27 protein-coding genes are annotated in these 23437 nt (G+C 40.3%); 10 read left to right on the top strand and 17 right to left on the bottom strand.

Annotated features, from left to right (window positions below):
- The first annotated feature begins 89 nt into the window (after positions 1-89).
- On the top strand, positions 90-1271 hold the full coding sequence (locus IMZ31_RS15135) for a MalY/PatB family protein (protein WP_207528128.1): 1182 nt from the start codon (positions 90-92) through the stop codon (positions 1269-1271).
- Between the two features lie 84 nt (positions 1272-1355).
- Positions 1356-2108: a type I methionyl aminopeptidase gene (map, locus tag IMZ31_RS15140; protein WP_207528129.1), complete on the top strand. Its 753-nt coding sequence runs from the start codon at positions 1356-1358 to the stop codon at positions 2106-2108.
- Between the two features lie 52 nt (positions 2109-2160).
- Here map and IMZ31_RS15145 read toward each other — a convergent pair whose 3' ends face one another.
- Positions 2161-2745 (bottom strand): superoxide dismutase family protein, encoded by a 585-nt coding sequence (locus IMZ31_RS15145; RefSeq protein ID WP_207528130.1) that lies wholly within the window; start codon positions 2743-2745, stop codon positions 2161-2163.
- Positions 2746-2917: 172 nt separating this feature from the next.
- Here IMZ31_RS15145 and IMZ31_RS15150 point away from each other — a divergent pair, with 172 nt between their 5' ends.
- Positions 2918-3400: a PCYCGC motif-containing (lipo)protein gene (locus IMZ31_RS15150; RefSeq protein WP_207528131.1), complete on the top strand. Its 483-nt coding sequence runs from the start codon at positions 2918-2920 to the stop codon at positions 3398-3400.
- A 168-nt stretch (positions 3401-3568) separates the two neighbouring features.
- Here the strand turns inward: IMZ31_RS15150 and IMZ31_RS15155 are convergent, their stop codons facing one another.
- Positions 3569-3784, bottom strand: coding sequence for a hypothetical protein (locus IMZ31_RS15155; protein WP_207528132.1), 216 nt, complete (start codon positions 3782-3784; stop codon positions 3569-3571).
- A 161-nt stretch (positions 3785-3945) separates the two neighbouring features.
- On the opposite strand from IMZ31_RS15155, the gene IMZ31_RS15160 reads away from it, so the two are divergent.
- Positions 3946-4326 (top strand): kinase-associated lipoprotein KapB, encoded by a 381-nt coding sequence (locus IMZ31_RS15160; RefSeq protein WP_207528133.1) that lies wholly within the window; start codon positions 3946-3948, stop codon positions 4324-4326.
- 45 nt (positions 4327-4371) lie between these two features.
- On the opposite strand, the gene IMZ31_RS15165 is transcribed toward IMZ31_RS15160, so the two are convergent.
- Complete coding sequence (locus tag IMZ31_RS15165; RefSeq protein ID WP_242705577.1) at positions 4372-5547, bottom strand: cation:proton antiporter; 1176 nt, start codon at positions 5545-5547, stop codon at positions 4372-4374.
- A gap of 5 nt (positions 5548-5552) precedes the next feature.
- Positions 5553-6041 (bottom strand): cation:proton antiporter regulatory subunit, encoded by a 489-nt coding sequence (locus IMZ31_RS15170; protein WP_207528135.1) that lies wholly within the window; start codon positions 6039-6041, stop codon positions 5553-5555.
- Positions 6042-6302: 261 nt separating this feature from the next.
- Here IMZ31_RS15170 and deoD point away from each other — a divergent pair, with 261 nt between their 5' ends.
- Together deoD and IMZ31_RS15180 are read left to right on the top strand one after the other, a co-directional pair.
- Positions 6303-7010, top strand: a complete 708-nt coding sequence (gene deoD / locus IMZ31_RS15175) for a purine-nucleoside phosphorylase (protein WP_188651937.1) — start codon at positions 6303-6305, stop codon at positions 7008-7010.
- Positions 7011-7681: 671 nt separating this feature from the next.
- Positions 7682-8056: a YuzC family spore coat inner layer protein gene (locus IMZ31_RS15180; RefSeq protein ID WP_207528136.1), complete on the top strand. Its 375-nt coding sequence runs from the start codon at positions 7682-7684 to the stop codon at positions 8054-8056.
- A gap of 154 nt (positions 8057-8210) precedes the next feature.
- Here the strand turns inward: IMZ31_RS15180 and IMZ31_RS15185 are convergent, their stop codons facing one another.
- Positions 8211-9701, bottom strand: a complete 1491-nt coding sequence (locus IMZ31_RS15185) for a leucyl aminopeptidase (RefSeq protein ID WP_207528137.1) — start codon at positions 9699-9701, stop codon at positions 8211-8213.
- Positions 9702-10027: 326 nt separating this feature from the next.
- On the opposite strand from IMZ31_RS15185, the gene IMZ31_RS15190 reads away from it, so the two are divergent.
- The gene (locus tag IMZ31_RS15190) at positions 10028-10504 is read left to right on the top strand and encodes a divergent PAP2 family protein (RefSeq protein WP_036782630.1); all 477 of its coding nucleotides are present in this window, start codon (positions 10028-10030) and stop codon (positions 10502-10504) included.
- Between the two features lie 239 nt (positions 10505-10743).
- Here IMZ31_RS15190 and IMZ31_RS15195 read toward each other — a convergent pair whose 3' ends face one another.
- From IMZ31_RS15195 to IMZ31_RS15205, 3 genes are all read right to left on the bottom strand, one after another.
- Complete coding sequence (locus tag IMZ31_RS15195; protein ID WP_242705578.1) at positions 10744-11430, bottom strand: 3D domain-containing protein; 687 nt, start codon at positions 11428-11430, stop codon at positions 10744-10746.
- Positions 11431-11583: 153 nt separating this feature from the next.
- Positions 11584-11901 carry a YuiB family protein gene (locus tag IMZ31_RS15200; RefSeq protein ID WP_308422051.1) on the bottom strand — a complete coding sequence of 106 codons (318 nt, stop codon included), beginning with the start codon at positions 11899-11901 and terminating at the stop codon, positions 11584-11586.
- A gap of 169 nt (positions 11902-12070) precedes the next feature.
- Complete coding sequence (locus IMZ31_RS15205; RefSeq protein WP_207528138.1) at positions 12071-13294, bottom strand: NAD(P)/FAD-dependent oxidoreductase; 1224 nt, start codon at positions 13292-13294, stop codon at positions 12071-12073.
- Positions 13295-13614: 320 nt separating this feature from the next.
- On the opposite strand from IMZ31_RS15205, the gene IMZ31_RS15210 reads away from it, so the two are divergent.
- Positions 13615-14604, top strand: coding sequence for an NAD(P)/FAD-dependent oxidoreductase (locus IMZ31_RS15210; RefSeq protein ID WP_242705579.1), 990 nt, complete (start codon positions 13615-13617; stop codon positions 14602-14604).
- 90 nt (positions 14605-14694) lie between these two features.
- Here the strand turns inward: IMZ31_RS15210 and IMZ31_RS15215 are convergent, their stop codons facing one another.
- Positions 14695-14865, bottom strand: coding sequence for a hypothetical protein (locus IMZ31_RS15215; RefSeq protein ID WP_207528140.1), 171 nt, complete (start codon positions 14863-14865; stop codon positions 14695-14697).
- Positions 14866-15087: 222 nt separating this feature from the next.
- Positions 15088-15450 (bottom strand): HesB/IscA family protein, encoded by a 363-nt coding sequence (locus tag IMZ31_RS15220; RefSeq protein WP_207528141.1) that lies wholly within the window; start codon positions 15448-15450, stop codon positions 15088-15090.
- A 171-nt stretch (positions 15451-15621) separates the two neighbouring features.
- Here IMZ31_RS15220 and IMZ31_RS15225 point away from each other — a divergent pair, with 171 nt between their 5' ends.
- Complete coding sequence (locus IMZ31_RS15225; protein WP_207528142.1) at positions 15622-16341, top strand: DUF2225 domain-containing protein; 720 nt, start codon at positions 15622-15624, stop codon at positions 16339-16341.
- Between the two features lie 43 nt (positions 16342-16384).
- Here IMZ31_RS15225 and lipA read toward each other — a convergent pair whose 3' ends face one another.
- From lipA to IMZ31_RS15245, 4 genes are all read right to left on the bottom strand, one after another.
- Positions 16385-17332: a lipoyl synthase gene (gene lipA, locus IMZ31_RS15230; RefSeq protein WP_207528143.1), complete on the bottom strand. Its 948-nt coding sequence runs from the start codon at positions 17330-17332 to the stop codon at positions 16385-16387.
- A 39-nt stretch (positions 17333-17371) separates the two neighbouring features.
- A complete protein-coding gene (locus IMZ31_RS15235; protein WP_207528144.1) occupies positions 17372-18190 on the bottom strand; it encodes a lipoate--protein ligase family protein in 819 nt (272 codons plus the stop codon).
- Between the two features lie 165 nt (positions 18191-18355).
- A complete protein-coding gene (locus IMZ31_RS15240) occupies positions 18356-18652 on the bottom strand; it encodes a YuzB family protein (protein ID WP_052114962.1) in 297 nt (98 codons plus the stop codon).
- A gap of 104 nt (positions 18653-18756) precedes the next feature.
- A complete protein-coding gene (locus tag IMZ31_RS15245) occupies positions 18757-19086 on the bottom strand; it encodes a YuzD family protein (protein ID WP_207528145.1) in 330 nt (109 codons plus the stop codon).
- A 204-nt stretch (positions 19087-19290) separates the two neighbouring features.
- On the opposite strand from IMZ31_RS15245, the gene IMZ31_RS15250 reads away from it, so the two are divergent.
- The gene (locus IMZ31_RS15250; RefSeq protein ID WP_036782805.1) at positions 19291-19512 is read left to right on the top strand and encodes a NifU family protein; all 222 of its coding nucleotides are present in this window, start codon (positions 19291-19293) and stop codon (positions 19510-19512) included.
- A 246-nt stretch (positions 19513-19758) separates the two neighbouring features.
- On the opposite strand, the gene IMZ31_RS15255 is transcribed toward IMZ31_RS15250, so the two are convergent.
- The 3 genes from IMZ31_RS15255 to yutH form a co-directional block, all read right to left on the bottom strand.
- Positions 19759-21003 carry a dicarboxylate/amino acid:cation symporter gene (locus IMZ31_RS15255; RefSeq protein ID WP_207528146.1) on the bottom strand — a complete coding sequence of 415 codons (1245 nt, stop codon included), beginning with the start codon at positions 21001-21003 and terminating at the stop codon, positions 19759-19761.
- A gap of 285 nt (positions 21004-21288) precedes the next feature.
- A complete protein-coding gene (locus IMZ31_RS15260; protein WP_207528147.1) occupies positions 21289-22254 on the bottom strand; it encodes a 2-hydroxyacid dehydrogenase in 966 nt (321 codons plus the stop codon).
- Positions 22255-22318: 64 nt separating this feature from the next.
- A complete protein-coding gene (gene yutH / locus IMZ31_RS15265) occupies positions 22319-23296 on the bottom strand; it encodes a spore coat putative kinase YutH (RefSeq protein ID WP_207528148.1) in 978 nt (325 codons plus the stop codon).
- Positions 23297-23437 lie beyond the last annotated feature (141 nt).

Here is a 23437-nt window from a genome sequence, read left to right on the forward strand (position 1 = left end):
CTCTTTTTTCTCATACGGATTGTTTCGTTTTTACGGAAATTTTTTGTATCATACTAATAGAAATGGAACTATTTTAGGAGGGTAACGATATGACATTCAATGAAGTTGTGGATAGACGTAACACACGCTCTGTTAAATGGGATCTTACAGAGCAACTTTTTAAAGATAAAGAAATCCTACCAATGTGGGTAGCAGACATGGACTTTCAAACACCAAAACCTGTAGTTGATGCACTTGTGGATCGCGCTAGTCACGGAATATTTGGTTACACAGTGACAGATGAATCCATCCATTCCATTATAAAAAAGTGGCTATCTAAAAAACATCATTGGGAAATCAGCACGGATTGGCTTTCTTATAGCCCAGGTGTTGTCCCTTCTCTTCATACAAGTGTCGAGGCACTAACCGAACCAGGAGATTCAATCTTAATTCAGACACCTGTTTATCCCCCATTCTATGATGTAATAAAAAAACATGATCGAAATATAGTTACAAGCTCACTTCAACTACAAGATGGACGGTATGAAATCGACTTCGAGGATTTTGAAGAAAAGATTCAAAACGTGAAGGCTTTTATACTCTGCAATCCTCATAATCCAGTTGGACGAGTATGGACAAAAGATGAATTGCAACGAATGGCTGACCTTTGCGTCAAACACGATGTCCTCATTCTATCTGATGAAATTCACGCTGACCTGATATATGCTGGACATAAACATATACCAATTGCTTCTTTATCAGATAAGATAGCACATAGAACTACAACGTACTTCTCACCAACGAAAACCTTTAACATTGCTGGACTTCAAGCTTCCTATATTGTCACGCCTGATCAAGATATGAAGAAGAAAATTGATGCTCAATTTGGCCTTCAAGGACTTAACATGCTAAACACCATGGGAGTAACAGCCATCGAAGCTTCCTATGAGCATGGAGAGGAATGGCTTAATGAGCTGGTTGAAGTGTTAGATGCTAATAAAGACTTGTTAATGAAACGAGTTCACGAAGAAATAAGTCAGATTCAAATTATTGAGCCTGAGGGAACTTATCTCGTATGGATGGATTGTCGAGATCTTGGTCTTTCACATAACGAGTTAAAAGAATTTATGAGAACAAAAGCAAAAGTTGGCCTTAATGATGGGGCTTCTTTCGGAAAAGAAGGCGAAGGATTTATGCGTATCAATATCGCTACACCTCCCCAGACCTTAAATGAAGGAATTGACCGAATTGTTCAAGCAGTGAAAAAACAAAACGATACCGATTCGAATTAAATTGCAATCCATGGTATCGTTAAGGGTAGGTCTCATAAGATAATAGCAAGACCCTTTTTAGTTCTAGAAGGTAAGGTGAGAAACATGATTAATCGTAAAAGTAAGCGAGAAATTGAACTGATGCACGAAGCTGGAAAATTGCTAGCATCTGCACACAGAGAAATCGCTAAAATGATCAAACCTGGTGTAACAACGATGGAGATCGAGAACTTCGTTGATGAGTATTTAGCTAAACACGGCGCTACACCAGAACAAAAAGGCTACCAGGGCTATGAGTTTGCCACTTGTGCATCCATTAATGACGAAATTTGTCACGGCTTCCCTCGTAAAGAAGCTCTAAAAAATGGCGATATCGTGACGATCGATATGGTCGTGAACTTAAACGGCGCACTTGCCGACTCTGCTTGGACATATACAGTCGGAGATGTTTCTGAAGAAACACAACGTCTTGTAGATGTTACGAAAACGGCTCTCTATAAATCAATTGAGCAGTGTCAGGTCGGTAAACGCTTAGGCGATATTGGTCACGCTATCCAATCTTACGTAGAAGATGAAGGCTATTCTGTTGTACGTGACTTCACTGGACACGGCATCGGGAATTCCATTCACGAAGAACCAAACATTCTTCACTACGGAGAAGCAGGAAAGGGACAGCGCCTGAAAGAAGGCATGGTGATTACTGTTGAACCAATGGTAAACACAGGTACTTGGCACTCTCAGATGGATGAGAATGGATGGACAGCTCGAACTACAGATAAAGGGCTATCCGCTCAATTTGAGCATACAATCGCCATCACAAAAGAAGGCCCCCTAGTATTAACAGAACAAGATGCCTAATTAAAAAGGCTGCCTCAATAGGTTGAGGTAGCCTTTTTCTTATGATTGACTTTTATTCTTTCTCCTTCTCTCCCCCATCTTCTGAAGGGTCTGATGGAGGATTCTTCTTAGCTGCTTCTTCTAGTTGAATCACACCGCATACAATCCTGTCCCCTGCATCACCAGCAGGCTGAGTTAGGCCGTCATCCACACCTTCATGAATGACTAATGAGGTTCCTTCATCTTTCAGTAAAGACATTTTCCCATCCATTAGCGTCGCCCCTTGGACTGCAAGTTCTGCATTTACTTTTCCAGATGAATCCGCCTCTACATTGGGCATATCCCCCAAATGAGTTCCCTTCGGATTCATTGCCCCATGTTCTTTATTGTCAGGATTCAAGTGATTACCTGCTGATTTAAAGTCAGGCCCTTCACATACAGGGTACTCATGCACATGTATGCCATGAAGCCCTGGAGATAGCCCAGTTAACGATAACTTAATAGCTACCGAATCATTTTCTTCTGATAACTTAGCTGTCCCTAAAGCATCTCCGGCTGGATTATACATTTCTATTTCAATGGATGATCGATTCTGACTAGAACATCCTGCTACAAATAAAGTAAGCGCGACAATTACGCCCAGTTTCCCTACTCTCATGTTACCTCTTCCTTTCAAGCATACTTACTATACAGTGTTGACCAGTTCTAATCGTTTTAACCCTAATCCCCTAGCCTTACTCTAATCATGTCTATTCTGTGAAGTGAATTGAACTCCCTATATGAAAGCGGTAAACTAAAGGAAAATGAAGGATTACAAAGGAGCAAATGGGATGCGTAAAATGGCCATGGCCTTAATTGGACTTTTGTTATTGAGTATAGGCTTAACAGGATGCGGAAATGAAGAAAGCAAACATGACGGCGGGGATCACGGGGTTGTTATAGGAGACATTCAGGAAACCACAGCTAGTAAAGCGTCTTTACCTTCTTTTCTAGATGAAAAACACGAGGACATCAGGACCATTTACCAAGGAGCCGTTCAACACCAAGAGCTACTCGAACAAATGCCTTGTTATTGTGGATGTGGAGATAGCGTAGGACATATGAATAACTACGATTGCTTCATCCATGACCAAGATGAACAATCTATCGTATGGGATGATCATGGTACGAAATGTAACGTATGCCTTGAAATCGCCGCTAAAGCGATGATTGAGTATAGTAAGGGGCAGTCTGTTGAAGATATCCGCACTATGATTGATGAGACCTATAAGGAAGGCTACGCGAAGCCAACACCAACACCTCCAGTTTCCTAAACACACTTTCCTTATTAATCTCCTTATTTGGAAGACTCGAAGTTGAGAGAGTGTTTCCGTTAGCTTTAGTTGAGTGTAAGGGAACAAAAACGAGCAGGACCCCTTTGTAGGTTCCTGCTCGTTTTCTTTATGCTTACTATCCATTTTACCTCAACCGAATAATTCCTCTTATTTGCTGTCTTCATGCTCTCTGCCTTGTTGATCCTGGGCGGGAGAGTGCTCTACAGGGTCACCAAATTGTTCTTCGGCTCTCTGCTCTTGCTTTTTATTTACATTTATAATCCATCTCATAACTAATACTGCACCAACAGCAAAGATTAAAAGCGAGATGACAGCTGGGATATATTCTGTCTTATCCTCAGGGAAATACAGAAATTCCATCATGATGCATGCACGTCCTTTATCATGTCATAAGTCCATTCATTACCTACGATGATAACGATTTCCTAATCTAATGGCAATAGATAATCTGTGACAATTCCTTTTCCTAGTTCGATTTGATACGATAAAAGAAAGTGAATTTTTTGAACTAGGAGGGAATGGAGATGGCCGAATTTGAAGCCGGAACAGTTGTAAAAGCTCATTATAAAACAGGTGTATACGCTGGAGAGATCGTTGAAGACCGTAGTTCGATGTACTTAGTAAAAGTACTAGCTGTGTTAAAGCATCCTCAACAGGGTGACTTACACAACCCTGGACAGACGGAAAATGTTTTTTTCCACCAGCGAAAAGCCTTAAGCCAATATGAAAAAGCAAATGTATCTAAATCAGCCGTTCACTTATATGAAGATGAGGTACCGGCATACAAGGATTCACTAAAACAAGCGCTTGATCGCTTAAAAGAAAAACTCAACAAGAAAGATAATGATTTCTCGAAGCTTGCGTTACAACGAGTGGATGAGTTGGAGCACCAGTATTTCTCATAAGGACATTCTATAAAAAACGGCTCTTCATGAAGAGCCGTTTTCTTATTATCCTGGTACTTTTAAATTCTTCTTCTTTTTCATTGGTTTTCCGTAAATTAAATTTGTAATTTGCGGAGCTCTCTCAAATAGCATCATACCGATGAAAGCTGCAATCACAATGTAAATCCCACTAAACACTTTAATTACACCCGTTGCTAAAGCAGCAATTACTACAGAGAACTCTCCCCTTGAACAAATCGACAAACCAGCCCGAAAAGAAACCCTTTTTGAGAGACCATAGAGCCTTCCCCCAATCATACCCACAAGAATTTTGGCCACTAGAGACCAGCCAATTAACGTAATGAGCAGACCAACTTTCGGAACTCCATCGCCGAATTCAATTGTCGTCCCAAAATATACAAAGAATAGCGGGAGCATCAAATCTTTCACAGGAAGAACCGTCTGTTCAACACGCTCAATTTTACCGATTTCAGCAAGCATCATACCTGCCAGGAAAGCACCTAATACCTCTGAAAGACCTAAGTATAAAGCAAGTCCTCCATAAGATAGTGAAATTCCGATCAATAGCGCAATCTTAAAGTCTTCATCATCAATCTTCTCAAGCAACTCTTCAAATCGTTTGAAGAGTGTCTTTCCTAAAATAATGGCCCCTACTGTCAAACCAATGATTTTCCCAACAAGTATGAGTAAGTCCACAGTTTGGAATTCCCCACCACTTGTAACACCCATTAAGACAGCAACAATTACTGGTGCTACTAAATCTTCAAAGATGAGAAGCGCTAGAATAAACTCTGTTTCCGAGTTCGCCATTCGGCTTGTATCATCGAGCAATTTAGCTGTAATAGAGGAGCTTGTTGCATATGTAACGCCCCCGATTAGAAAGGATGTCAGAAGATCCAGTCCGAATCCTAAACAGATTAGTAAAGAGATGCCTAAACTAAAAGCAACATCTAACAAACCTGCCGGCCAGATCTTCTTAGCGATCCCACCTAACCGTTTGATGTTGAATTCGAGCCCCAGAAGAAAGAACAGCAACACAATTCCAATCTCACTCGCAAAATGTAATATTTCATTACCATGAATGGCGTCTGCAAGGACAATACCTAACAAAATGTATAAAATCACATTTGGAAATTTGATCTTGATACTTAAAAAGCCAAGCCAAAAAATGAGCAAAAGAACGAGCCCGGCTCCAAGCAAAGTGGGCACTTCAACATGCACGGGAATCATTCCTCCCCTTTACACAAAGCTGTTAGCGAAGAAATTTGGTCTTTCTTTCCAATGGCCATTAACACATCTCCGGCCTGCAGCGTCGTATAAGCTTCAGGTATAGCGATGATATCGTCTCCTTTTACTAATCCAATAATGGTTGCTCCTGTCTTATTTCGAATCTCTGATTCTTCAATTGTTTTTTGAGTTAATGAGGAAGGAGCCTTTATTTCAATCCAATCCATCACAATTTGATTATTAAACATTTTCAGTTTATCTGCATCAACGGGTTGATACGTTGCACCCAGAAGTTGTGCACCAAGTTCTCTTGTTTCATCAGCTGTTAAATCCATTCCGAAATCGGCTTCATCACTATCCGCTTCTTCAAAAAAGTAGAGCTCTCGTTTTCCAGTGTGATGCACGATTAACACAAGTTGACTATCCTCTGCTGTTGTAAGTGATATCTTTTGACCAATACCCGGTAGTTTAGAAATAGATATATTCATTGCCGTAAAGCCCCTTTCCTTCCTTCGCATCATTTCTATGGTGGATGAGAAGTATAAGCATAGTGTATTAGAACCCTTTCTCTTTCGTGATAAAGAGGGGCTCACTATTAGTTTTTCCATTTATCCTTTATTGTACCAAGAGATGATTGGAAAACCTAGCCACTATACAACTTCTTATTGAAATCGTTGCCATTTGTTTTGTAACCACTCTTGTGGTACCTTTGAAACGTAAGACTCGAGAAACTAAGGAGGCATGATCCGATGAGTGTACATATTGGTGCAAACAAAGGAGATATAGCAGATAAAATTTTATTACCTGGGGATCCACTTCGCGCGAAGTATATCGCAGAGAATTTTTTAGAAGATGTCACTTGCTACAATGAAGTACGTGGCATGTATGGTTACACAGGTACCTATAAAGGAGAACGTATCTCTGTACAAGGTACAGGCATGGGTGTTCCATCCATTTCTATCTATGTGAATGAGCTAATTCAAGAATATGATGTCCAGAAATTAATTCGCGTTGGTTCTTGCGGCGCCCTTCAGAAGGATGTAAAAGTACGCGACGTTATTTTAGCGTCTACTTCTTCTACAGACTCTCAAATGAACCGCATGACGTTTGGCGGCATTGACTATGCACCTACCGCTGACTTTGGTTTGTTGAAAGCTGCCTACGATGCCGGTGAGAAACAAGGCCTTGAGCTTCGTGTTGGTAACGTCTTTACTAGTGATAGCTTCTATCGCGATAACGCAATGGAATTATTTGATCAACTAGCTAATTACAACGTATTGGCCGTTGAAATGGAAACGACAGCCCTCTATACGCTTGCAGCGAAATATGATCGCCAGGCTCTTTCTGTTCTGACAGTAAGTGATCATATCATCACAGGCGAAGAAACGACTTCAGAAGAGCGTCAAACTACTTTCAATGAAATGATTGAAGTGGCTCTAGAAGCTGCTATACAGTAATACCTTACGAAACCTGAATCCTAAATAGATTCAGGTTTTTTATTTTATTGGCTCTGTTAAAATTTAATGTTGTTATTCCTTATAAGGGCAGGATTGTTGAAGACTCGAAGCTGAGACACTTTATTGTGAGTTGGGACGTTACGTTTATTGAGTGGTAGGGGTGTCTGGGGAACGACTCGCTTTCCGCGGGCGAGCTGTCGAGCCTCCTCGCGAAACCCACCCTGCGGGGTCTCGTCGACCTCTTTCTCCCGCAGGAGTCTCCCCGTTCCCCAGCCCCCCCTATCAGAAGTCGTTTAACGTCCCCTTATCCCGAGCGTGGCGGGACTTCAAAATATGCCCTCTCATACGTGGTATGCTTCCGTTCCCTCATATATGGCAGAGGTGGTTCGGGAAATTGCGAGACTCCTGCGGCAGTAGGAGCCTAGGGAAGACCCCACAGAGAGCGTAGCGAACGAGGAGGCTTCCCAGCTCGCCGCGGAAAGCGAGTGATTTCCCGAACCACCTCATTCTCAATTTGGGAAAACGGAGGCAATCTCTCAACTTAGAGTCTTACGTATAAGGGGGCTTGTTTATCGTTAAAGGAGAACCACTCTACGAACCATTTATATAGTGAAAGCGCACAGATCCTCTTTCTTCTTCATATAGTGTTTGTGTGAAGAAGGAGGGTTTTTATGTATCGTTATTCATATCCCTTGTGGATACCCTACGCTCCCCCTGCTTATGGATCATACCCTATGCCACAATTTCGCCCCACCTACCCTGATGTTGATCCTACAACATTAACAGATTCGGCAAAGGCCTTTCAGTCACTCATGTCTGACGCTCATATTATCATCGAAAAATTCGCCACCTCTCCAAACTTTTCACAGAAGGTGATGAAAGCTGCCCAACAGTCTAATAATGAGAAAGTAAAACAATTAATCCAAGGAACTGGCATTCAACATCCGATAGAAATACACTACAACCCCGACGGCATTCACCTCACACTAACTGCTCAATCTCAAAATCAAGACTGCTGCAAAATGGAACTCGCTTTTCATTGGTAGAAGCGAGTTTCTACTTTTATAACCCCTCCACCCAAGTAAAAAAGTGCCAACCTCCTAATGGAGAACCGGCACTTATAATTCCTTCACTTTCCATACGTAACACTACAATAAGCGATGTCTTTGCTCAACAGAATAATCAAATGCTTCGAACTTCTTACAAGTTGATAATATAGGTAGCTAATGTACGAGCCATAACACCTGTTGGACCTTTTGGACCAAGATCGTAAGCTGCCTCAGCCTGTGAAGTACCCGCTATATCTAAGTGTACCCATGGTGTGGATTCCGCGAACTCGGCAAGGAAAGACCCAGCCATAATAGCATGACCTTTTCGACCAGGTGAATTATTTAAGTCAGCAAGCTCACTTGAACGAACGCGTTGCTTATACATTTCGTTATAAGGAAGTTGCCAAATAAGTTCATCCACTTGTTTAGATGCACGATCAACCTTTTCATATAAATCGTCGTTATTGGTCATAGCCCCTGTCATCGAGTCTCCAAGCGCTACTATGACCCCACCTGTAAGGGTTGCTACATCAATAATTCGATCCGCTTTATGGTGCTTGGCGTACGTAATACCATCAGCCAAAGCTAAACGCCCTTCTGCATCGGTGTTTAAGACTTCGATGGTTTTGCCACTTAAAGAAGTAATAACATCATCAGGCTTAAAGGCACTTCCACTAATCATATTGTCTGTAGATGGGATTACGGCGACAACATTTTGTTTAGGCTTTAATCGACCCACAATTTCCATCGCGCCTAAAACCGCTGCAGCTCCACCCATATCCCCTTTCATACCTACTATCCCGTCTTTAGGCTTAATGGAGTATCCTCCTGTATCAAATGTAATCCCCTTCCCTACAAGGCCAACTACGTCTTCCCATTTTTCTTTACCTTGATACTTCAGGACAATCATTTTAGGAGGTTCTGTCGAGCCTTGGTTCACAGCTAAGAGTGCACCCATACCAAGACGCTCCATATCTTCTTTTTCTAATATTTCTTTTTCAAACCCATAATCTTCAGCCATAGATACAGCGTATTCCGCAAGATCTGTAGCGGTCAATAAGTTGCCAGGCAGCTGTACAAGGTGACGCGCTGTGTTAGCACCATGACCAAGTGCGTACCCTTTTTCTAGACTTCCTTTTAAGCTTGCTTCTTGCTGATCGGATAAAAGCGTCACATGCTCCATTTTTGTAACAGGTTTCTTATTGGTTGTTTTATAATTCTCGAATTGGTAAGGAGCAATCACCATGGCTTCAGATAGCATTTCAGCTGCCGTTTCCTCTGAAATTTGGTCTGTCTGAAAACTATTAAGCACAAATGTGGAATTAGACTGTCCGTCGGCTTGAAGTTGTTTAAAAAGTCGACCGAACGTTTTCTTAAGTTTCTGGGAAGTTAATTCCTTCTTCTTCCCAAGTCCTACAACATAAATACGCTTTGCAGTTGTTTGGTTTAACGTATACACCTTAGAAATTTTATTATAATCATTAGATAAATCCCCGTCTTTTATGTACTGGTCTAATGCTCCACCAAGAGCTTCATTTAGCTGCCCATATACGGGTTGGTGTTGTTTGTTCTCATGATAAAGTCCAAATATAAGCGCGTCCGTTTCTGAAAATAATGCTGTTGTTGGTTGTATTGTAAACATTGCATCCACCTCCAGTTCCATTATACAAAAAATATCGACTATTGAGTAAATTCCCGTTTATTCAATTTTTCTCTTTCCTAAACGGTATATCATGGCCCCTTTCGTACAAGACTTAAAATAATGAATATGTTATAATATTGAAACATTCAAAATTAGAAGATAAGAGAACTTTTTCTCTTTTCCACCTTCTTTACAACCTTTTACACAAAATTTACAACCCACTTTAGCCCTATTCAACTGTCTAGTTTAGAATCATGGTAAAATATAAAGTACTAAAAGAACTAATACATGAAAGTTTCAAAATGCAGAAAGGAAGGACTACACACATGGAGATCTTCAGCAACTTTCCTCTATGGGCATCGCTATTCGCAATTGTCTTCGCCCAACTCGTTAAAATTCCAATACAATTCATCGCAATGAGAGAATTCAATCCAGGTCTCGCGTTTGCAACAGGAGGAATGCCAAGTAGTCACTCAGCTGCTGTAACAGCCCTTGCAACAGGGATTGGCTTACAAGAAGGCCTTGGCTCTAATATATTTGCATTGTCTTGTGTCTTCGCTATTATTGTGATGTTTGACTCTACAGGGGTAAGACGTCAAGCTGGTGAACAGGCGATTATGCTAAATCAGCTGTTAAAAGACTTTTCTCATTTCGTTGAAGAAGCTCGCCTTTGGAATTCAAAGGCAGAATACCAGAAACGCGAAGAATTGAAAGAACTATTAGGCCATCAGCCAATAGAAGTTTTTTTTGGCGGACTAACGGGGATCTTATTAACAATCGTCCTACATACATTGCTATTCTAAAAAGGTTGACTTTAGATCGTTCATTTAACCTTTACTATTTATTACGTACTCTATCGCCTAGGTTCTCCACAGGACGATAGAGTATTTTTATTAGGCGTGTTACCTTAACAGGACTGGCTTCTTTTACATCACGTTAGGAACCGAAATCCAAGAAAAGGGTTCATTTCAATACGATTATTACAAAAAGAGCATAGAGTAATTACTCTATGCTCTTTGCTTGGTTTGATCTGTTAACCATTTTATCCTTTATAATCTTGTCTAAAAACTTGTAAGGCTTCATTATCGTTTAGCATCGCTAATGTTTCCTCACTCACTTGTCCCTCACCACGTTTTATCACGTAAACGTCGACATGTTTTTTGCCCCACTCTTCGTAGACATCTTTTACCGTTTCATAGTATAGATCAATCTTATTCCCCTTAATGGCAGAGCCTTTATCAGCTACAACACCAAATCCATATCCCGGAATATAAAGAATAGTCCCTAGCGGGTATACAGATAGGTCAGCCGCAATTGTTGAATACAAGTCACGCTTAACTTTAACACCTGAATAAGTTATCCCATACGTAGGATGGGATGCATCTTTACCAGTTGATTCAACTCCAGCTGTATAACCGGTAGCCAAGACCGTTTCCTTTGGGTATTGAGATAAGTCCATCGCCTCTTCTATACTAGTCGGCCCCTCAACCTGCTGACTAGAAATATATCTTGTTTTTGCAGCAAAGTAGTTTACGCCTTTCTTAGCCAAGCTAATATCACGAAAGTGGCCTTGCTCATAATCAGATTGATAATGGAATAACGAGTTCGTTTGATCTTGAAGCCAGTTGGATATTTCTTTAGCAGACACATTCGTAATGGACATGAAAGTTGTACTAAGTGCACCAAAAAACAAAACTACCATCAGCATTCGTTTCATTGTTTTTTTCATTGTTTGTAAACACCTCTCTAGATGTCATCTTTTCCAAACAATTCAGTGATTATTCACAAGAAACGCAACGACCCCAAACACAATAAAGTTTCTTAGTTTCGAATCATCATGATTTTCCCATAAAAAAAAGCAAACTGGTATTAACCTGTTTGCTTAGAACATTTGATATCCTCTTACGCGTAGCATCCGTATTACAACCCCTGAGCAAATAGCACCTGCTAGGCCAGAAGAGAGGATGACCATGTCAATCACTTGAAGATTGACGAGGTGACTCATAGCTGTTTCAAGCGACTCATTAAAGGCTGTGAAATAATTAAATGTTGAGATATTATCAACAATGAACACAATTATAATTGGATATAAAAAGGCAATCAGCCATGTTTTTCTTAACAACATATTCACTAGAAATGAAATCCCAAAAAACAGCACAAAGAATAACAAAACAGATACAATAGCCTGAAAAATAAACACCGATGCTTCCTCCTGTCTGATCAATCTATCCTTTTACCCTATTGACCACGTAGTAAAACGGTTTCTTACCATATTTTATTATGTTCTATGTAGAAAAACAAGCTATATCAGCAGAAAGAAAATCATAAAAAAGCAAGGAAGAGATCTCTTCCTTGCTTTTTACATACATTTATTTCGTGAAGATGTTAAATTTACCTTTTTTAAGAAGTAATCCAACTCCACCTAACTTAAGAAGGTAACGGTTATCAATGATCTTCTTCATAACAGAAGCTGTCCAGCCGAATAGCTTCTTATCACCAAATACCACACCGATTGCTTGGCCTTCACCAAGAGAAGCAACTGTACCTTTTAGGTCTGGTTTAAACGTTTCAAGGTTGTCTTCTCCGTTCACAACCTTCTTCACGTTACGAGCTGTTGTTTCAGCTTCCTGAATGGCAATCTGAGCTGTTGGAGGGTAAGGACGATCATTTTCAGGGTTCATAATTAAAGCACAGTCCCCTACGATAAAGACATCATCATGTCCATTTGGACGAAGATCGTCACGAACAGGAACACGGCCACGGTTTGTTTCGAATCCAGCTTCTTCGACTAGAGAGTTACCGCGAACACCCGCTGCCCAAACGACCGTATTCGTTGGGATCTCTTCTTGCTGTTCGTCTTTCTCAACAAGAATCTTATGTTCTTCTACTTGTTTAATCATTGTTCCTACCTTGAATTCAACACCTTTTCCTTCAAGAAGGTTCATCGCGTATTCAACAAGTTCTTCGTCGAAACCAGGAAGAACAGTTGGAGCAGCCTCTACGTTAATAATACGAACTTTCTCACGAGGAATGTCGTATTCTTTACATAGTTCAGGTACTTTGTTGGCAATTTCTCCGACAAATTCGATTCCTGTGAAACCAGCACCACCAACAACAATGTTAAGCAAGTCTTGGCGCTCTTCTTTTTCATTGTTGTATCGAGCAAAGTTATACTCGATGTGCTCACGAATTAAACGAGCTGAGTTAATGTTATTAATTGTAAATGCGTGTTCTTTCAAACCTTCGATTCCGAATGTAGCAGCCTCGAAACCAAGTCCAATTACAAGATAATCATAAGTTAATTCGCCGTTCTCAAGTTGAACCTTTTTACTTGATGGATCAAGGCTTACCACTGTATCTTGAACGAAATTAACACGGTTGAAATTAATCACGTCGCTGATTTTAATGCGCGTACGATCGTGGTGAAGCGTACCTGCAGCATTTTCGTGAAGCCAAGTTGTTTGGTAATGGTAATTATGTTTGTTCACTAACGTAATGTTCGCCTCATTAGAGCCCAACATCTTTTGCAGTTTAGCAGTCGTGATCATTCCGCCATACCCAGCACCAAGTACAACAATGTTTGGTCTGTTCATACATATCACTTCCATTTACATAAATTTTTCAAAATACACTGTACATCTTTCTAAGCCTTAATTGTGACTTACTTCACGAATTACGGCATAAAAAAAGACACCTATGATAATAGAATTGTCATAATTTCGTAAAATATTTTCTAAAAATCATCATAGTCTTTTTTTCTACAATTTTCAACCCTAAAATCACAAATCATCGACATTCAGACATTTCAAATATTTTTCCCCACGAAAGGTTTTTTGATATGATAAGGAGAAGGCAATCATAAGTATGATAAAATAGAATCCGGAATGAAACTCTTAGAATGGGGGAATTTATTGTGTCAGAAAAAGTGTATGACATTACCATCATCGGTGGTGGCCCAGTCGGTCTGTTCACCGCTTTCTACAGTGGTATGAGACAAGCTAGTGTAAAAATTATCGAAAGTCTTCCTCAACTTGGCGGGCAACTTTCCGCTCTTTACCCTGAAAAATATATCTACGATGTAGCCGGCTTTCCAAAAGTACGTGCCCAGGAACTAGTGGACAATTTAGTTGAACAAGCTAACCAGTTTGACCCTGCCATCGCACTTAATGAAGCTGTACAGGAAGTTGAGAAGCTTGAAGATGAAACCTTTAAACTCACCACAAATCAAGGCATACACTACACAAAAACCATCATTATAACAGCTGGAAACGGTGCCTTTTCACCACGTCGTTTGAAAATCGATAGTTGCGAGCAATTCGAAGAATCAAACTTGTTCTACCATGTAGATAATATGGAACGATTCGCAGGACAGAAAGTTATGGTCTGTGGTGGTGGAGATTCAGCTGTCGATTGGGCCCTTATGCTTGAGCCAATCGCCGAGCAGGTTACACTTGTACACCGCAGAGATAAATTCCGTGCTCACGAGCACAGTGTGGAACAACTTCATAATTCTAGTGTGAACATAATGACTCCATATAATCCAGAAGAATTAATTGGATCTGGGTCGATTGATCAAGTTGTCCTTAAAGAAGCAAAAGGCGAAGGTGTAGAAACCCTTGATATTGATTCCTTACTTGTTAACTACGGCTTTATTTCTTCGCTTGGTCCTATTAAAGACTGGAGCTTAGACATCGAGAAAAACAATATCGTTGTAAATTCTCGTATGGAAACAAACATTAAAGGCATTTATGCAGCTGGTGATATTTGTACATATCCTGGTAAAGTCAAACTGATTGCTTCAGGATTTGGTGAAGGTCCAACGGCTGTAAACAATGCTAAAGCATACATTGATCCAAAGGCGAAGGTACAACCAATGCACTCTACAAGCCTTTTCGGTTCCTAAACCTTTTAAGATAGCCTCCTTCCATGAGGCTATCTTTTTTTATCTGCAGTCCCCATAATTATTTCCCTTCTCAAAAGGCTTAACGCAAACTTAGCCTGAGAATAAATCGTTCATGATTTCACTACTCTCAAAAGAGAAGCCTTGATTTACCTTCTCAGCAGTTAATAGCTCTACACCTGAGTTATCCTCTGTTTGTCCACATGCATTAAGTATAAGCCCTAAAATACCGAGCACCATCAAAAAGCTTTTACAATACTTCAAAAATGAGCCTCCCATATGGTTTTCCTTATAAAACCCTTTAACCCATTCTCCAACACTTAAACATACAGACACACCCTTTAGCACATTACCGAAATGATGCATTAAACGGTGTCTGGCACGCATTATTGCGCTAAAGCACGAAAGGGTGTCTGACACCCTTCATTGCTGCAAAGCATAAAAAAACCGCAAGCCTTTTGAAGGCTTGCGGTTTTTTAAATGGTATTAACAATCTTTATCAGGTGTACCAGCGTTCGTTGCAGTCTTAAATGATGATCCACAACCACAGTTAGCGATGGCATTTGGATTATCAATCGTAAATCCTCCACCCATCATGTTCTGCTTGAAATCAATAGTGGTTCCTTCTACTACAGCCATGTCTTGTTTATTCATCACTACAGGGATGTCATTCTCTTCAAATGTTGTATCTAGTTCTTCGTTAAATTCACTCTCAAAACCCATTGCATAAGATAGACCACTACAACCGCCGCCTTTCACGCCAAAACGAAGGCGAACATTCTGATTCTCTTCATCCTTTAGCATTTCCTGGATCTGTTGGCTGGCACTATCGGTAATGTTAATTGTCATACATGTACCTCCTTACGTCTTTCTTACCCTCAGTATACTAACAAATGGCATACTCTTCAATTTTTCAAACCAGAATAGAATAATCCTTTTCCTATCGTGAGTATAAAGACTTGAGGGCGCCATAAATATTTAGTACATTTGAACTAACCAAATCATTTAAGGAGGGCTTTTATGAGCGAATCGATTCATCCTTTATATGATAAACAGTCCCAATGTCCGTTTTGTGCACATACATTCACAACCAAAAAAGTACGCTCTCGATTCACTCGCCCAATAAAGACAGATACAGACTTTTGCACGCTATACAAACACGAGCAATACAGTCCGTTGCTTTACGTTCCTATTGTTTGTCCGGATTGTGGATATTCATATACAGATCAATTCTCCACCCTTTTGTCTGAGCAGTCTCGTAACGAAATTACAGAAAAACTTGTTAAGCGCTGGACACCTCAGAACTATTCCGAAGAACGAACAGAAAACAATGCTCTAAATGCTTACAAATTAGCAATTTATACAGCTCAATTAAAGAAGGAAAAAGCCATTGTCATAGCAGGATTGTATTTAAGAGTAGTGTGGCTATACCGTAAAAGGAAAGATGCTCTTCAAGAAGCCAGATTCATCCGATTGGCTGAAGAAATGTACAAAAAAGCTTACGAAGAGGATGATTTCTTCTTTACAGAGATGAACGCACTACGTGTCCTTTACTTAATCGGGGAATTGAACCGTCGCCTTGGACGGAATGAGGAAGCCATTAAATACTTCTCCCTTGTAGTCGAGAAGAAACAGTTAGCTTTTGATCCTAAAATTATTAACATGGCTAGAGATGGATGGTTTCAACTTAAAGATGACCAGAAGAAAACGGCGAACAAACTTTTAAATACAGGAAATTAAAAGACCTGCAGTATAGCACTGCAGGTCTTTTCGGTAATATAAATTAGAAATTTAATGTGTCTAACTTCTCATCAGAAGTCTCTTCATAACCCTTCATGTACTTAATACGACGTTGAAGAGAAGTTTCGTTTACTTGTTCATCTGCGTGATAGGAAGAACGAACCAATGGTCCTGCTTGACAGTGCTGAAATCCTTTTTCCATAGCAATCTGACGAAGCTCTTCAAACTCGTCTGGGTGGTAGTATCTTTCTACTTTCAAGTGTTTCTTCGTAGGTTGAAGATACTGGCCAATAGTCATGATATCAACGTCATGAGCAAGTAAATCATCCATAGCCTGAATGATTTCTTCTTTTGTTTCACCAAGACCCACCATGATACTTGACTTTGTTGGCGTGTTTGGAGCTACTTCCTTTACACGTTGAAGAAGTTCTAGAGAACGATCATACGTTGCTTTTGAACGAACTCTTGGCGTCAAACGTCGAACGGTTTCAATGTTATGGTTGAAGATATCAGGTCCTGCGTCCATAAGCATACGAAGACTGTCATAGTCCCCGGCCATGTCAGATGGAAGTACTTCAACAGTACAACCAGGCTGACGACGGTGAATCGCTTTAACGGTTTCAGCAAATACAAACGCGCCGCCATCTTTTAAATCGTCACGCGCAACAGCAGTAACAACGGCGTGCTTAAGGTCCATAAGTTCTACTGACTCTGCAACTTTCTCTGGTTCTTGCATATCCAATTCATTCGGAAGGCCCGTTTTAACGGCACAGAAACGGCAACCACGTGTACATGTATCACCTAGAATCATAAAGGTCGCTGTTTTACGTTCGCTCCAGCACTCGTGAATGTTTGGACATCTTGCCTCTTCACAAACTGTATGTAGGCCGCGCTCACGCATAATTTTCTTTAAGCGATTATAAGATTTATTAGTCTTGATGTTAATTTTAAGCCATTCCGGCTTACGTACGTGTTCTTCTTTCTTCGCCATGTTTACACATCCTTATACCTATTATTTCAAGCAAAACATTTAACGAGAGTAAGTCCATTCATCTGTCTGATACCTGGTACGAACAAGCTCCTCTACTTCTTCTCGTTGTTCATCTGTGAGTGTGTATGGTATTAATTCTACATCTAGTCCTTGTTCAAAGCCAGCTTTAAAAGCACTCTTCACTTCTTCCATTGGTACATCACAATCAGCCACCTCATTGATTGCGACCGCTTTCCCACCAAAGGCTTTACGCGCTCTCTCTTTCACACGCTCATTTGGATAAATGAACATATCAAATAATGTAACATCATCCATCGCTATGGGGATTGAACCGTGTTGAAGAATAACACCTTTTTGTCTCGTCTGAGCGCTCCCTGCAACTTTTCGACCTTCAACAATTAATTCATACCAAGAAGGTTCATCAAAACAAACTGCTGAGCCCGTTTGTTTAATCTTCCCTTCTGGAATTGAGAATTCCGCTTCTACTCCCAAATTTCTGAATCCTTTTAATAAACCTTCAGATATAACTCGATAAGCTTCTGTTACCGTAGGAGGCATAGAAGTATGATTCTCAGAAACAATTACACTATAGGTCAATTCATTATCATGCAGGACAGCTCTTCCTCCTGTAGGGCGGCGAACGATTTCAAACCCATGCGCCTTAACAGATTCAAGATCAATCTTGCCATCTATCTTTTGAAAATATCCTACTGACACAGCAGCTGGTTCCCAACCATAAAAACGAATGACTGGAGGGATCTCACCCTTACTATGCCATTTTAAAAGCGCTTCGTCGAGCGCCATATTATAAGCAGGGGAGGCATAACCCGAATCTACATAACACCATTTTTCTTTCATGCGTGAGCCTCTTTTCTATACGTAAGAAATCCTTTACCTGGGTAAATAAACAAAGTACATTTTAACAAGATACCCAATACTTGTAAAACCCCCTGCATCTTCTATGTAAGGAAATAAAAGAAAAACGCAGGTAATTTGGCCCGCGCTTTTCTATTGATCGTGAAGTTAGAACAGGGGATTCTCTTCGATGTGTTGATACACATTCTTCACTAACTCTTCTGGCGTTTCACCTGTTACTCGGTCACCGTTGACGAGCGCAAATAGGCTTTGAGCACATAAGCCACAATGGCTAAGGCATCCATATTCTATGACATCAAGTTCAAGATCTTTTTCGAGCTCTTCTTTGGCTTTTTGAGATCCGCTTGCTAAGTTATTAATACAAAATTCGATAATTGGGTTCACAAGATCCACCTCTGCTTTTCTATTATGGTGAATCCCCTCTTCAAAAATACATGCTACCATATTCTAGTCCAAGACGACAACGGACTTAACTCATGGTTTTTCTAAACAGGAAATACCTGCGCATTCATCTTCTGTTATAAGACAGACAAATACTAACTTTCCATTCACCCAGTTGGCTGAATTCCCTTCTCCTCAATTGCTTTGAAAACAACTTTTAATCGGGGGGTACCTTCGTCTACGACCTCTCCGTTTATGACAATCAGTGGGTAAAAAAATTCTTCATCTAATATGCGTTGTGTAAAATCTCTATTTTCCTCTTCAACAAGAGGCTTCATGATATCGACATATTGATATTGAAAATGCTCTTTAGGATACTTACGCCCAATTGCTGCTTGTAACCATTCAAACGTCTCTTTAGAACCAGGAGCATTCACACAACTTGCACAGCGCTCTTCTGCTCCATATACCGTAATGACAACTTTACTCAAATCCATTCCCCCCTCACACAAAACTTCTGCTATCTTCCATTTTACAAAATGTTTCGAGAAATATAAAATTATTTTTGAAATCGACTAATTAATTGTAAAATAAAAATAAGATCGTGAAATCAAGTTTCACTATGATAAATTCAGTTTGCACAATAGATTTTTTTGCTTACACGCATTATAATGGATGTATAGGAAAGGAGAAGATGGATGATGGAAAATGAAGTACAAGAAGTATTGAATAAACTTCGTCCCTTCTTACTACGTGATGGTGGAGACGTTGAATTAGTAGATGTAGATGAAGGAATTGTTCGCCTTCGTCTTATGGGGGCTTGCGGTAGTTGCCCAAGTTCAACAATCACCCTAAAAGCCGGGATCGAACGTGCACTCGTAGAAGAGGTACCTGGAATTCGCGAAGTAGAACAAGTCTTTTAATTTGTAGCAAGTATTTGGCTATTCACTATATGAAACAGCTTGTAGATCATTCTACAAGCTTTTTTTATGCCTTCCGAACCTCTCCAGACAACCCAAGCACTCAACAAACGTAACGGCCCTAACCACAAAGAAGTGCCTCAGCTTCGAGTCTTCCATATAAAGGAGCTTATATGGAACAAATAAAATACAGATAAAGAATATGACATAAAAAAAGCAGTTCTTCCTGATAGGAAGAACTGCTTTTTATTAAGCATGTTGCTGCTCTTGCACAACTGGTATTTCGTCTTCGCGTCCTGCTTCAGAGCGCGCGATAATGACAGCTGCTGTAGCGTCTCCGGAAACGTTTACCGCTGTACGACACATGTCGATCAGGCGATCAACGGCAAGGACTAGAGAAATTGCTTCAACAGGAAGTCCAACCGATGTCAGAACCATTGAAAGCATGATCAACCCTACCCCAGGTGCTCCTGCTGTTCCAATACTCGCAAGTGTTGCTGTTAGAACAACCGTTACAAGATCACTAAAAGCAAGATCAACTCCATACATCTGAGCGATGAACATTGTCGCTACACCTTGCATAATGGCTGTACCGTCCATGTTGATCGTTGCACCAAGTGGTTGCACGAAGCTACTAATTGGTTTTGGCACATTTAACTTATTTTGTACTGTTTTCATAGAGACCGGCAATGTACCTGAACTACTTGATGTACTAAACGCAACAACCATTGCTGGAGAGAAGTTTTTGAAGAATTGAATAGGGTTCATCTTCCCTAATAAAGCAATAGCTGATCCGTAGGTGACAACAAGGTGTATGAAGAGTGCTAGTAGTACTACAGCCAAGTATTTCACCATTTTTAACAGAGAATCACTACCCTGTGATCCAATTGCGTCTGCGATTAAAGCAAATGCACCATAAGGAGCAAACTTCATAACTAGCTGAACTAGATACATCAAGACTTCATTAGCCTGTTCCACTAATCGGTATAAGTCTTTACCGCGAGGTCCAATGCGGGATAGCCCAATTCCGATAAAAATAGAAAATGCTATAACTTGCAGCATATCACCCTTCACCATGGCATCAAGTGGATTAGAAGGGATAATGTTAATGAGTGTATCCACAACTGGTGGAGCCTCACTTGCTTCAAAATCTCCACCTTGCATAGCCGATCCACCAGCGCCTGGTTGGAAGAGCGATCCCAACCCTAAAGCTAGCGTCAGGGCAATTGCTGTTGTAACGAGGAAGAACAGAACCGTCTTAATCCCAATTCTCCCTAGCTTTTTCGGATCACTAATTCCCGAGGTCCCAAGAATTAATGAAACAACAACGATCGGTACAACGAGCATCTTAATCAGGCTTACAAACAATTGCCCGACTGGATACAGAACGTATTTTTGTGCATTATCATAAATGGAAGGGTCCAAGCTATTTAGTAATAGTCCAACTAACACACCCAGTCCCATTCCAAGTAAGATTTTTTTCGTTAATGACATCTCTTTCCTCTCCCTCATGCTGGTATACTATTGTATATATAAACACCATTATAAAAGAGAGAGTTCGGGTAATTCAATAATAGTTCGAAAAATCTAATACAGACATTAATCAACATCCGCATAACTTCGCGCCAAATCAACCTTATTAAACCTAATTTTTTTATCATACCTTTCTCTACGACCACCTCCTTGTATAAAAACTAACCTCCGCTAAAAGAGGCATGTAGATTCGGTTACAAATCTACATGCCCTTTCCAAACGGTTCCTATTATATTGGTTTTACACTCATGTTACTGGAGTCTTAGCCTCATCCTCATTCATTACTCGCTGGATATTCTCAAGGCAAAGTGTCATCATTGTTTTCCTTGTTTCTTCAGATGCAGAGCCAATATGAGGGGTAGCCACAACTTGATCAAAACCTAACAATGGGTGGTCAGCTGAAATCGGCTCATTCTGAAACACATCTAACCCCGCTCCTGCTATTACATTCTGCTCGATTGCCTCATAGAGTGCTCCTTCGTCTACCAATGCACCGCGAGAGGCATTAACAAATATAGCGCTATCCTTCATTCTTTCAAATGCATCTTTATTAAACATGCCACGCGTTTCTTCGGTAAGAGGTGTTAAGCAAACCACAAAATCAGCCCGTTCTAAAAGCTCTTCAAACCCTACATAGGTGGCATCTAGCTTTTCTTCAGCTTCAACCTTACGACTGCGATTATGGTAAAGGATCTCCATTTCAAAGCCAGTCGCTCGCTTAGCAACAGCTTCCCCTATACGGCCCATACCAATTATGCCGATCGTTTTATGATGAACATCTTTTCCAGCCATCAATAAAGGAGCCCAGTTTTCCCAGGCATTATTTTTTACATATCGTTCAGCTTCCATTAAGCGTCTTGCCGTAGATAATAGCAATCCGAAAGTTAGATCAGCCGTTGTATCTGTTAAGACATCAGGTGTATTTGTGACAATTACATTTGCATCTTCTGCAGCACCCAAATCAATGTTGTCATATCCTACGGCTAAATTCGCAATCACTTTAAGATTGGTTTGTTGTTCAAAGATCTCACTATCAATTCGATCACTGAGCATTGTTACTAATGCATCAGCTTGTTGAGCCTTCTCAAGTAGTACTTCCCTTTCTACCGGCTTTTCTTCTTCTGGCCACATTTCAATCGTATAATTAGACTCAAACGGTTCAACCACTGATTGAGGTAGTTTTCGTGTGATATAGATAAATGGTTTTGACATCAGGATCCTCCTCTATAACTATAATTATTGCCCATTATAGCATGAAGTTTCCCTGATTTTGGTGTCACCAATCTAATGTTGGAATACGGAGTCTTTTATAGTCAATATGAATAGCATCGAAGAATTCTATTAGCTGTTTTTCATACTGACCTTGCTGTTGAAGGAGGGATCGATATTCTTGTTCAAGCCTATTTTGTTCTCCCTCTCCAGCTTGTAATGTACGCTCTAAGACATCATATAGATGAACCGGGTATACAAGCCGGGCATAAATTAAGCGCCAACTAAAAACTGAAAGAGGGCGATTTCGTTCATATTCATCAAGCATTGTACGAATAGTAGGGTACGCATTATTGCCTTGATTCAATAATGAATACCGGATCCATTCTGCCAAATCCCGTGCAGGATGGTCATACACCAATGTATGAGGCCAGATGATTTGGGACATCATGGATGGATGAAGGCGCTTTAAGGTAAACGTACCCTGATCGTTTTGTTCATATCTCCAGTCTTGTTCACTTTCTTGTAAATATTGAATTGCATTTTCAGATATACCCTCAAGATACGGAAACGTTTCAATAAATAACCTTCTCATAGAAGAACACGGCCGCTCATTCCACTGGACTTTATACTGTTCAAACCAAGCGTCCACCTTAGATTCCCAAAGAGATTTCCATTGTCCATACCTAGAAATCTGTTGTGGTTGATAAGGGTAACGATTTCCTATGTCATGAAGAGTCGTAAGCCACTCCCCCTCAGAAACATCTGAGGAAGCCCAAGGGACATGGACCAACATGTAAGATTGATTGTCTTTTTGTGTATAAAGTTTACCTTCTTTTGTGAAAAGAGGTACGCCAATCTGCACGGCACCTTGATTACGTATATATTCGCTAATTGAACGTTGTTCATATGCCTCTTCATCCAGTCCTTCTTCGTAAGGAATTAAGAAATAATGCCCATCATTTCCTTCGAAACCATACAACCCATTATCATGAATCTCTTTACCTAAGTACACCTGATATTCTTGTTGAAGTTGGTCTCTCATATAACCTACCACCCTTTTAGTTGCTCTTATCTATATAGATATGTATGATAACGATAAGCATGATTGGTTCTCATGCACGTTTTTCATTTAGTTTCATACTATGCGATATAGGTAATAGTATGGATATACTCGATACTTAAG

This window comes from Pontibacillus sp. ALD_SL1, assembly GCF_017355605.1.

Coding starts and splice junctions, on each gene's coding strand:
- yutH (WP_207528148.1), bottom strand. CDS start 23,296: ATGAGAGACCAACTTCAACAAGAATATCAGGTGTACTTAGGTAAAGAG.
- IMZ31_RS15160 (WP_207528133.1), top strand. CDS start 3,946: ATGGCCGAATTTGAAGCCGGAACAGTTGTAAAAGCTCATTATAAAACA.
- IMZ31_RS15205 (WP_207528138.1), bottom strand. CDS start 13,294: ATGAACAGACCAAACATTGTTGTACTTGGTGCTGGGTATGGCGGAATG.
- IMZ31_RS15235 (WP_207528144.1), bottom strand. CDS start 18,190: ATGAAAGAAAAATGGTGTTATGTAGATTCGGGTTATGCCTCCCCTGCT.
- IMZ31_RS15195 (WP_242705578.1), bottom strand. CDS start 11,430: ATGAAAAAAACAATGAAACGAATGCTGATGGTAGTTTTGTTTTTTGGT.
- IMZ31_RS15170 (WP_207528135.1), bottom strand. CDS start 6,041: ATGAATATATCTATTTCTAAACTACCGGGTATTGGTCAAAAGATATCA.
- IMZ31_RS15240 (WP_052114962.1), bottom strand. CDS start 18,652: ATGGTAGCATGTATTTTTGAAGAGGGGATTCACCATAATAGAAAAGCA.
- IMZ31_RS15260 (WP_207528147.1), bottom strand. CDS start 22,254: ATGTCAAAACCATTTATCTATATCACACGAAAACTACCTCAATCAGTG.
- map (WP_207528129.1), top strand. CDS start 1,356: ATGATTAATCGTAAAAGTAAGCGAGAAATTGAACTGATGCACGAAGCT.
- IMZ31_RS15180 (WP_207528136.1), top strand. CDS start 7,682: ATGTATCGTTATTCATATCCCTTGTGGATACCCTACGCTCCCCCTGCT.
- IMZ31_RS15150 (WP_207528131.1), top strand. CDS start 2,918: ATGCGTAAAATGGCCATGGCCTTAATTGGACTTTTGTTATTGAGTATA.
- IMZ31_RS15250 (WP_036782805.1), top strand. CDS start 19,291: ATGGAAAATGAAGTACAAGAAGTATTGAATAAACTTCGTCCCTTCTTA.
- IMZ31_RS15255 (WP_207528146.1), bottom strand. CDS start 21,003: ATGTCATTAACGAAAAAAATCTTACTTGGAATGGGACTGGGTGTGTTA.
- IMZ31_RS15185 (WP_207528137.1), bottom strand. CDS start 9,701: ATGTTTACAATACAACCAACAACAGCATTATTTTCAGAAACGGACGCG.
- IMZ31_RS15190 (WP_036782630.1), top strand. CDS start 10,028: ATGGAGATCTTCAGCAACTTTCCTCTATGGGCATCGCTATTCGCAATT.
- lipA (WP_207528143.1), bottom strand. CDS start 17,332: ATGGCGAAGAAAGAAGAACACGTACGTAAGCCGGAATGGCTTAAAATT.
- IMZ31_RS15220 (WP_207528141.1), bottom strand. CDS start 15,450: ATGACAATTAACATTACCGATAGTGCCAGCCAACAGATCCAGGAAATG.
- IMZ31_RS15145 (WP_207528130.1), bottom strand. CDS start 2,745: ATGAGAGTAGGGAAACTGGGCGTAATTGTCGCGCTTACTTTATTTGTA.
- IMZ31_RS15135 (WP_207528128.1), top strand. CDS start 90: ATGACATTCAATGAAGTTGTGGATAGACGTAACACACGCTCTGTTAAA.
- IMZ31_RS15245 (WP_207528145.1), bottom strand. CDS start 19,086: ATGGATTTGAGTAAAGTTGTCATTACGGTATATGGAGCAGAAGAGCGC.
- IMZ31_RS15155 (WP_207528132.1), bottom strand. CDS start 3,784: ATGATGGAATTTCTGTATTTCCCTGAGGATAAGACAGAATATATCCCA.
- deoD (WP_188651937.1), top strand. CDS start 6,303: ATGAGTGTACATATTGGTGCAAACAAAGGAGATATAGCAGATAAAATT.
- IMZ31_RS15225 (WP_207528142.1), top strand. CDS start 15,622: ATGAGCGAATCGATTCATCCTTTATATGATAAACAGTCCCAATGTCCG.